Source organism: Paracraurococcus ruber (assembly GCF_004353985.1).
In the GTDB taxonomy this organism is placed as follows: domain Bacteria; phylum Pseudomonadota; class Alphaproteobacteria; order Acetobacterales; family Acetobacteraceae; genus Paracraurococcus; species Paracraurococcus ruber.
Window position 1 is genome coordinate 1 of the sequence record NZ_SMOA01000566.1, and the last position, 1,388, is coordinate 1,388.

Here is a 1,388-nt window from a genome sequence, read left to right on the forward strand (position 1 = left end):
CCCCGGTGATCCGGTGGCTGCTCCTCTCGGGATGGTGGAGCGTGGTCCGGTTTGCGTCGGCCACCAGCATCGAGGAGGAGCAGCGATGGGTTACTTCGCCGGCTTGGATGTCTCGCTGGACGAGACCGCCATCTGCATCGTCGATGAGTCCGGCCGCATCGTGCGCGAAGCGCGCGCGGCCAGCGAGCCGGACGTCCTGGTCGCGTTCTTCGGGGCCTGCGGCATGGCGATGGAGCGGGTCGGCCTGGAGGCGTGCTCGCTGACGGCTTGGCTGCATGCCGGGCTGACGGAGGCCGGCCTGCCGGCAATCTGCATCGAGGCGCGCCAGGCGAAGGCGGCGATGGGCGCGATGCCGAACAAGACCGACCGCAACGACGCGCGCGGGATTGCGCAGATCATGCGCACCGGCTGGTATCGGGCGGTGCATGTGAAAAGCCCGCCCTGCCGCTCCTGGCGGGCCCTGCTCACGGCGCGGCGGATGTTGCTCAACAAGCGCCGCGATATCGAGAACGGCATCCGGGCACTGCTGCGGGAGGTCGGGCTGAAGGTCGGCACGCCGAGCCGCAAGGCGTTCCCGGCGCGGGTGCGCGAACTGGCGGCCGATGACCCGGTCCTGGCCAGCCTGGCCGGGTCGATGCTGACCGTCATCGAGGCGATGACAAAGGAGGTCGACCAGCTAACCAAGCGGGTACTCGACGAGGTGCGGGTCGAGCCCACCTGCCGCCGGCTGATGACAGTGCCGGGCGTTGGGCCGCTGACCGCGTTGGCATTCCGCGCGACCATCGACCAGCCGGACCGGTTCCGAAGGTCCCGCGACGTGGGCGCGCATCTCGGCCTGACGCCGCGACGCTACCAGTCCGGCGAGACCGACATCCAAGGGCATATCAGCCGGTGCGGCGACGAGTTGGCGCGCACCGCACTCTACGAGGCCGCCCATTCCCTGCTCATCCGCAGCAGCAAGTGGTCGGCCTTGCGGGCGTGGGGCATGAACGTCGCCAAGCGGCGGGGCATGGCACGCGCCCGCGTCGCGGTCGCCCGCAAGCTGGCAGTGATCCTGCACCGCATCTGGGCCGATGGCAGCGAGTTCCGCTGGGGCAAGCCGGCCGCCGTGCCGGCAGCCGCATGACGCAGGGAGATCCAGTTTCCGTCTGACAAGGACGGAGCCGTGTCGTTCCCGTGGGGACGATGGGCGAGGCGATCTCGTTGAGAGTCCAGAACCGGAGGGCCGCAACGCCCCGAAGGTCGCGGGACAGATTGAGACGCCTCGCCCTCCTGACCCCATCCTGCGGCGGCCACGCGCCGACCGCGAAGAGAAGCGAGTGACCTACGGGAATGACTTGAGGCGAGAGGAACAGCTTGACCCCCTAACCCCAATCAGAGAGGACTCT

At 69.2% G+C, this 1,388-nt stretch carries 1 protein-coding gene; it reads left to right on the forward strand.

All coding sequences use genetic code 11. The features are described from left to right. Window positions 1-85: 85 nt before the first annotated feature. Window positions 86-1,126 (forward strand): IS110 family RNA-guided transposase, encoded by a 1,041-nt coding sequence (locus E2C05_RS31785; RefSeq protein ID WP_133223590.1) that lies wholly within the window; start codon window positions 86-88, stop codon window positions 1,124-1,126. The last annotated feature ends 262 nt before the right edge of the window (window positions 1,127-1,388 follow it).